Raw genomic sequence first — 8,042 nt, forward strand, 5'->3', positions numbered from 1 at the left:
CTACAAATAATACTGATAATAGTAGACTTACACAGTTTGGTCGTTTATTAAGAAAGAGTTCCCTAGATGAGATCCCCCAACTTATAAATATTTTAAAAGGAGATATGAGTTTAATAGGTCCACGACCACTATTAGTAAAATATTTACAATATTATACACCAGAAGAAAAAATCAGACATCAGGTAAGGCCCGGCATAACAGGGTTAGCTCAAATAAACGGTCGCAATAATTTGACATGGAACGATCGACTTCAATTTGACATTCAATATGTTAAAAATTTATCTTTAGCTTTAGATCTTAATATATTTTTTAATACAATTGGGGTAATATTTAGAGGGAAGAATATACAGCCGGATGCAAGTTTGGAGTTAAAGGATCTTGATGTGGAAAGAAAACCAATAATTATAGCAGATAATAAAAATAAAATTAATTAAAAAAATGGTAATTAAAAAACCTGCATATTTGGGATTGGCGGCTTTGGCAGCGAAGTGCTTTGTTGCCTTATTGATATAATAAAACCGACTGATAGAAAAATGAATGAATATGTTAGTTTTATGGTTTCAGACGAAAATTTTAGACCCAGAATTTATGGGTATTCAGATCATCCCGCAATCAAATTTAACCCGGCACTTTTTGATGTAGTTGTTGCAGTTGGCGACCCATTTCAAAGAAAAGATTGTAGAAAATTTACCATCTGAAACAACTTTGCTCGACTTATTCATCCAAATGCAATTATATCTTCTTGGGTAGAAATAGGAGAGGGAAGTATCATAACTGCAGGTACCATATTAACCTGTAATATTAAAATTGGAAAACATGCGCACTTAAATTTAAATACCACAATAGGACACAATTGCGAGATAGGAGATTATTTCACAACAGGTCCCGGCGCTAATATTAGTGGTAATTGTCGTATCCATAATTGCGTTTATTTTGGAACCGGTTCTTGCAGTGAAACAAAATATTCAGATATGTGATAATGTAACAATAGGTATGGGAGGTATTGTCACAAAAAACATAACAGAGCCAGGAATTTATTTTGGGAACCCAGTAAAAAAACATGATCCTACATAATAATCAATTTTAACTATTTTTCAGATAGTATATAAAACCAAAAAATTAAATACGAAAGGTATTAAATGGCATTCACTCAAAATAAACGAATTTATTTATCCCCTCCATATGTCGGAGAATGAAATTAAATATGTTCAAGAGGCATTTGCGAGCAATTGGATAGCACCGCTTGGTCCATATGTGGATAGATTTGAAAAAGAAATTGCAAATTATTTAGGGGGAGGAAATTGTGCGGCATTGAATTCGGGAACATCTGCCATTCATTTGGCATTAATATTAAGCGGAGTTGAAGCCGGAGATCATGTAATTTGTCCAACCTTTACTTTTTCTGCCACAGCAAATCCTATTCTTTATCAAAAAGCCATACCTGTTTTTGTGGATAGTGAAATGGAAACATGGAATATGGATCCTGTTCTTTTGCGAAAGGCTATTGAATTTTGCATAAATAAAAATAAAAAACCAAAAGCGATCATTATAGTGCATTTATATGGTATGCCTTGTAAATTGAAGGAGCTTTTAGAAATTGCGGAAGAATATGAAATTCCTGTAATTGAGGATGCAGCGGAATCTTTAGGTTCAAAATATAACAATAGATACACCGGAACATTCAGCAAATTCGGTGTTTTATCCTTTAATGGAAATAAGATCATAACCACATCAGGAGGCGGTGCACTTTTTTCAGAGGATAAAAATGCAATTGAGAAAGCGCGTTTTCTTGCAACGCAATCTCGAGACAAAGCATTACACTACCAACATTCTGAAATTGGGTACAATTACCGATTGAGTAATATTTGTGCTGCTATAGGATGCGGGCAGATGGAAATGCGAACTCGTATTCAGCAACGCAGAAAAAATTTTGAACTCTATAGTGAATTACTTTCAGATACTCCCGGAATAGAATTTTTACAGGAATTAGAAAATACTTTCAGCAACAGATGGCTTACCACAATTACGGTAGATCCGGCATTTACGGGCACAAATAATTTGACAATTATCTCGGCACTGGAAAATGAAAATATTGAGTGCAGACCACTTTGGAAACCACTTCATCTTCAACCCGTATTCTCATCCTTTCCATCCTTTAATAATGGCAATTCTGAGGCCTTATTCAACTCAGGTTTATGCTTGCCATCAGGCTCTTCCCTTCACCCCGACGACCTGTCGGAAATATGCGAAACTATTAAGGAATGTATTAAGGCATAGATTCTTAAGCGGAAATCTCCTTAAATCTTTTAAACAGCACTTTCACGTAACTTTGTTAATACCCCGTGTTTTTCGCGTTAAAGAATGCCTCCGGCTTTTCCATTGTTTAATTTTTAAAGCGGAGATTGAAATAAGGATCGTAAAATCAGATAGTTGATCCAATGGGAGAATTATGGCTGACAACTTGAAAAATTATATTAATAGGAAATTCGGCACCCATATCTTGTCTAAATGGATCGTGCTTAGGTTTGATATAGTTATTACCATTTTTACCTATGGCTTAGCATATATATTGCGATTCAATTTTAATATTGAAATAATATCATTTTCCGATTTTGTAAATAATACACTTGCAACAACTGCAATTTTTGCATTGTGCTTTCTCATTTTTAAATCCTATGATGGAATTATTCGCCACAGCGGAATTGCCGATGCTAAACGCCTAATTAAAGCCGGAATTACAGCCACCATAATTTGTATATCCATTTCACTTATTAATCAAGCCTTGAGGGGCATTTCTGATCCTGCCTGCCTCAATAGCAATTATTCATGTTGTTTTAAATATATCGCTATTGGCCTTCCAGCAGATATGTAATAAAAGTATTATTTTATCAATCGACAAAACACAATGTCTCCCCAATACCAGTAATAATTTATGGAGCCGGCCGACGAGGTGTAAGTGTTTTGAATGCATTGCGCAACGACAATAGTAAAAATTATCAAATTATTGGTTTTCTGGATGATAACAATTCCAAGATTAATAAAACAATAGAGGGTGTAAAAATTTATCCATAAAAAAAATAAATGAACTTATTAAAAAACATTCCGTAAAGGAATTGATCATTGGTATACACGACCTTGACAACAATAAAAAAAATGAGATCGTTGATACCTGTTTGTTATATCAAATTCATGTGAAATATGTTCCGCCGGTAGAGGATTGGATAAAAGGGACACTGAGTCTGCATCAACTGCGTGCAATAAAAATAGAAGATCTGTTAGGCCGTGAACAGATTCAGATAGAGAATGAAAATATTAAATTACAGATCTCACAAAAGATCATTCTAATTACAGGAGCTGCCGGTTCAATAGGAAGTAAATAGTAAAACAATTGATAACATATGCACCGAAAAAATTAATATTGATCGATCAGGCTGAAACTGCACTATTTGATTTGCAAATGGAATTGTACTTCAGACTGCGCCGCTTACCGGGTTTGGAAGTCGAATTTATTGTATGCGATATAACAAATAATCGAAGAATTACACAATTATTTCATCAACATCAACCTAATATTGTATTTCATGCCGCGGCATATAAACATGTACCGCTTATGGAATTAAACCCATTAGAGGCTATTCATGTTAATGTTTTCGGCTCAAAAAATCTTATTGACCTAGCTGTTCAGAATCAGGTAGAAAAATTTATTATGATCTCTACCGACAAGGCAGTAAACCCTACAAATGTTATGGGTGCAAGTAAAGAGCTGCTGAAATTTATGTTCAGGAAAAATCGAAGGATCTAAATTGCAGCACCTTATTTATTACAACTCGATTTGGAAATGTTTTAGGTTCAAACGGATCGGTAGTAAATTATTTCCGAAAGCAAATTGAATCCGGAGGTCCACTCACCATAACGCATCCGGATGTTACAAGGTATTTTATGACCATATCGGAAGCCTGTAAATTAGTGTTAGAGGCAGCTACGATGGGTAAAACCAGTGAGATTTACCTTTTTGATATGGGCTCTCCAATCAAAATTACTGATTTGGCAACTAAAATGGTTCAATTAAGTGGATTAAAACCGGAGAAAGATATTCAGTTTGTTTACACCGGTTTGCGCCCCGGAGAAAAATTGCATGAAGAACTTTTGAATACTAATGAAAACACATTGGCAACACATCATCACAAAATTAAGATCGCCTTGACCGCTCATCAGGATTCTGACCATGTAAGTGGCTGCATGGACCAGCTTTGGATAGCCCTGCAAAAGAATAATACCGATAGAACTGTGGCAATTATGAAAGATTTGATCCCTGAATATATAAGTCAAAACTCTACTTTCGAAACGCTGGATAAACAAAATGAAAAATTACGTGCACATTACCTAATATATTTACGATGCACCACAAGGAGATTAAAACACAAAAGTCTATATTTGTTGACCTAAATCACCCCACTAAATAAAAATGAATAAATTTAAATCTGAAGGTTATAGGGCTCATTTTGCAAATTACAAGGGTTTAAAAAACTTTTTTGTTATTACCTGTTGTTTTATGTTTTTGCAAGCCTGCGGCATCATGCACCCGAACAGAATGTTAGATGCCAAAAAAGATTTTCAATACCAAAGTTTTCTGGATAGCATTCCACGCGATTTTAAATTAAAGCAAGGCGATGTAATCGAATTATATATTTATCCTAAAAGGGTATATATTGATAGAATCACAGATCACCACTGATGTGAATTCATTAAATCCTCAGGTGATCAGAAATTCAATGCCATATACCATTAACCAAAATGGGGAGGTAAATCTTCCGATCGTTGGACTGGTTAATGTAAACAATAAAACGGAGCAGGAAACAGAATTGATGTTAACGAAGTTATATAGTGAATATTATATAGATCCATTTGTGAATATTGTTATCACTAATAAATTTATTACCATTTATAGAGGTGGTTCTGATGCAAAACAATTATTGATTTCACGACCCGATTTAACTGTATTGGATGCAATAGGACAAGCAGGGGGAATACCCGAAAACGCACGGTCCTCTAAAATAAAAATTTTGCGAACAGTAAATGGTGAAAAACTAACAGAGGAAATAGACCTTTCAGGGATAGAGGATATTAATAAAGCGCAAGCTTATGTTATGCCCAATGATATCATTTATATTGAACCCGGACTAAATGCACATTTTTTCCGTGAGATATCCCCGATAATAACAACGGTTTCCAGTATAGTTGTTATTTATGCATTTTTTGCAAATCTGAACAAATAAAAAAACTAATGTCTAACAGCGAATTCCCTATATCAAATACAAAAACTCAACCAGAAGACCATTCGTTTGATTGGAAACTATTTTTAACTGTTGCCTGGATCACAAGATGGTGGATCGTTATTTATTTTATTATTGTTCTCGTTTTTGCATTCCTGTATATCAGATATGCAACTCCGGTTTACGAATCTCAGGCTGATGTTCAATTTAAAGACAGGTCAAAAGATAATTCGATAGATCTTGGAATATTGGTGTCTTCACCAAATGCCGACAGGCTTAATGAGGAAATGACAGTTTTAAATTCAAAAGGATATAAAATTCAGGCACTTAAATCTCTGCCTTTGGATATTTCCTATTATCTCAGCGAACGTGTTAAATCAGGTGAGATTTATAAAGCATCACCTTTTATTACCGAAATAGAAATAATAGATTCAGTAATTATAGGCTCAAAGATCGATTTTCAAATTACCAATGAAAAAAATTACAGTATACTGTATGAATATAATGGCGAGGATCTGAAATTTGACTATGAATTTGATAAAAGTTATAATACACCTGCATTTAATATAAAATCGCACTTGATAAATAAGGCCAAATCTAATTATTCCAAACACTTTTATTTTGTGATCAATGACATCAATTCTATAGCTGAAGAAATTGAAGGCGAAATCGATATTGATGTTGACAATCTCTATGGGGGGAAAATTATTATTAATTACCGCGATAAAAACAGCACTAAATCAATGGATGTTGTAAATACCATTGCTGATGAAATTGTAAATCTTAGTTTAGATAGAAAGGCAACAGGTGCAAAATTGATCATCTCATTTATACAGGACCAGATCGACTCGTTGGAAAAAGAACTCTACGATCAGGAAACCATACTAAAAGATTTTAAAAAGGAAAACCTCATCATCAGCCCTGAGTTGTCGGAGACAAATGTAGTGCAAAAACTGAGTGGCATTGACCAGTCGAAATTTGAAGTGATGCTGGAAGAAAAAAGTTTACAGTGGCTGAAAGATTTTACAAATAATAAAAATAATGACATAGCAGCACTTGCCAATTATTTCGGTGATTTTAAATTCAATGATTTTTCACCCTATTTAAATTCGTTATTATCGCTTGAAAAGGAAAGGGAAGATCTCGGTTTGAGCGTGCCGGCAAGCGACCCTCGTCTAGCCTCAATTAACAGGCAGATAGATCAGGTAAAATTAAATTTTAAAGAAGCAATTTCCAATGCCGAGGAGAAGTTGAATGTTCGCAAAAAGTATCTCACAGAAGAACAAAGGAAATATGAAAATGAATTTTTAGAACTTCCCGAAATTCAATCTGAATACGCCCGATTAACAAGATTAAATGACCTCAAAGAAAAGTATTATTTATTGTTGCTTGAAAAACAATCAGAATATGAAATTACGCTTGCCGGAATGAGCAGTGATTATATAATTCTTGATGCAGGAAAAAAAGGTGGATTAGTTGCACCGGTAAAACCACAAATTTGGGGTATTTGTTTGTTGTTGGGATTAGGTTTAAGTTTTGCTCATGTTTATTTAAAGTTCGTATCCCATCATACGATAATTGGTGTGCCGGATGTAGAAAAAGCTACAAACATTCCTTTACTCGGCGTATTGCCACAATATTTGAAAGGCCGCTCAGATCTTGCACAAATTGTTGTTGTTAAAAATCCAAAATCACATATTGCTGAAGCATTCAGGACTATAAGAAGCAATATTCAATACTTTTTGACCAATAATAAAACAGATGGACAATTAATTTCTATTACATCAACTGTGAGCGGGGAAGGAAAAACTTTTATGGCACTTAATCTTTCCAATGTAATTGGTGCAATAGGCAAAAAAGTAATACTTGTGGACTTTGACCTTCGCAAACCGAAAATTCACAAAGCACTGGGATTAAAAAATGACAAAGGTGGAAGTAATATTTTAATAAGACAATACAAGCCGGAAGAGTGCATACAATTTTCTTGAGGAATGCGGTTGCGATATTTTAACTGCAGGACCTGTGCCACCGAACCCGGCGGAATTATTGATTAGCATAGAAACAGATATCCTTTTAGATTACCTGAAAGCAAATTACGATTATGTAATTATCGATGGGCCTCCGGTGGGAATTGTTTCTGATGCTTTACCATTAATGGCGAAGGTTGATCTTTCCATTTATATAGTTAGAGCAAATTATTCAAAAATAAATTTTATAGGAAATATTAACAGGTTATATTATCACAACAAGTTGACCAATTTATGTATTGTTGTTAATGATGCGAACGCAAGTGGAACTGAATATGGATACGGATATGGATATGGTTATGGATATGGTGATTCAACCTACCACGATTATTATACCGATGAAGATTCTCATCAGCCATTATGGAAAAGATTTTTTAAATCTACAGGAAAAACAAAGTTATAATTTCAATTCGGCTTTAAGGAATTTTCCTGTATAACTTTCTTTAACTTTAACGATCTCTTCGGGGGTGCCTTTTGCAATAATATTCCCTCCACCATGTCCTCCTTCTGGACCAAGGTCGATAATATGATCAGCTAATTTAACAACATCAAGATTGTGTTCAATAATTAATACGGTATTTCCCTTATTTACCAGATCATTAATTACATTCATCAATACCCTGATGTCTTCAAAATGTAATCCGGTAGTAGGTTCATCCAAAATATAAAAAGTATTTCCTGTATCTTTTCTCGATAATTCTTCTGCAAGTTTTACACGTTGTGCTTCTCCCCCACTCAGGGT

General features: G+C 34.3%; 13 protein-coding genes. 12 read left to right on the top strand and 1 reads right to left on the bottom strand.

Annotation, left to right across the window (positions count from 1 at the left end):
* The 12 genes from IPN31_05870 to IPN31_05925 form a co-directional block, all read left to right on the top strand.
* Positions 1–434 (top strand): sugar transferase (locus IPN31_05870; GenBank protein ID MBK8681423.1); only part of this gene is annotated, 434 nt, incomplete at its 5' end.
* 54 nt (positions 435–488) lie between these two features.
* Positions 489–698 (top strand): hypothetical protein, encoded by a 210-nt coding sequence (locus tag IPN31_05875; GenBank protein MBK8681424.1) that lies wholly within the window; start codon positions 489–491, stop codon positions 696–698.
* Between the two features lie 18 nt (positions 699–716).
* On the top strand, positions 717–977 hold the full coding sequence (locus IPN31_05880; GenBank protein MBK8681425.1) for a hypothetical protein: 261 nt from the start codon (positions 717–719) through the stop codon (positions 975–977).
* 205 nt (positions 978–1,182) lie between these two features.
* Positions 1,183–2,277 (top strand): aminotransferase class I/II-fold pyridoxal phosphate-dependent enzyme, encoded by a 1,095-nt coding sequence (locus IPN31_05885; GenBank protein MBK8681426.1) that lies wholly within the window; start codon positions 1,183–1,185, stop codon positions 2,275–2,277.
* Positions 2,278–2,500: 223 nt separating this feature from the next.
* Positions 2,501–2,872: a hypothetical protein gene (locus IPN31_05890; GenBank protein ID MBK8681427.1), complete on the top strand. Its 372-nt coding sequence runs from the start codon at positions 2,501–2,503 to the stop codon at positions 2,870–2,872.
* 89 nt (positions 2,873–2,961) lie between these two features.
* Positions 2,962–3,072 carry a hypothetical protein gene (locus IPN31_05895; protein ID MBK8681428.1) on the top strand — a complete coding sequence of 37 codons (111 nt, stop codon included), beginning with the start codon at positions 2,962–2,964 and terminating at the stop codon, positions 3,070–3,072.
* A gap of 41 nt (positions 3,073–3,113) precedes the next feature.
* Positions 3,114–3,380, top strand: a complete 267-nt coding sequence (locus IPN31_05900; protein ID MBK8681429.1) for a hypothetical protein — start codon at positions 3,114–3,116, stop codon at positions 3,378–3,380.
* 8 nt (positions 3,381–3,388) lie between these two features.
* Positions 3,389–3,802 (top strand): polysaccharide biosynthesis protein, encoded by a 414-nt coding sequence (locus tag IPN31_05905; GenBank protein MBK8681430.1) that lies wholly within the window; start codon positions 3,389–3,391, stop codon positions 3,800–3,802.
* On the top strand, positions 3,772–4,446 hold the full coding sequence (locus IPN31_05910) for a polysaccharide biosynthesis protein (protein MBK8681431.1): 675 nt from the start codon (positions 3,772–3,774) through the stop codon (positions 4,444–4,446). The genes IPN31_05905 and IPN31_05910 overlap by 31 nt, the downstream gene beginning before the upstream one ends.
* Before the next feature lie 263 nt (positions 4,447–4,709).
* Complete coding sequence (locus tag IPN31_05915) at positions 4,710–5,276, top strand: polysaccharide biosynthesis/export family protein (GenBank protein MBK8681432.1); 567 nt, start codon at positions 4,710–4,712, stop codon at positions 5,274–5,276.
* Between the two features lie 8 nt (positions 5,277–5,284).
* Positions 5,285–7,261, top strand: a complete 1,977-nt coding sequence (locus IPN31_05920; protein ID MBK8681433.1) for a hypothetical protein — start codon at positions 5,285–5,287, stop codon at positions 7,259–7,261.
* Between the two features lie 34 nt (positions 7,262–7,295).
* Positions 7,296–7,703, top strand: coding sequence for a hypothetical protein (locus tag IPN31_05925; protein MBK8681434.1), 408 nt, complete (start codon positions 7,296–7,298; stop codon positions 7,701–7,703).
* On the opposite strand, the gene IPN31_05930 is transcribed toward IPN31_05925, so the two are convergent.
* Positions 7,698–8,042, bottom strand: a 345-nt coding sequence (locus tag IPN31_05930; GenBank protein ID MBK8681435.1) for an excinuclease ABC subunit UvrA, incomplete at its 5' end; no start/stop codon positions are given. The genes IPN31_05925 and IPN31_05930 overlap by 6 nt on opposite strands.

Source organism: Bacteroidota bacterium, assembly GCA_016715425.1.
Classification (GTDB): Bacteria; Bacteroidota; Bacteroidia; order Chitinophagales; family BACL12; genus JADKAC01.

Excerpts from the sequence above, each read along its gene's own strand:
- IPN31_05885 (MBK8681426.1), top strand. The coding sequence starts at position 1,183 with ATGTCGGAGAATGAAATTAAATATGTTCAAGAGGCATTTGCGAGCAAT.
- IPN31_05920 (MBK8681433.1), top strand. The coding sequence starts at position 5,285 with ATGTCTAACAGCGAATTCCCTATATCAAATACAAAAACTCAACCAGAA.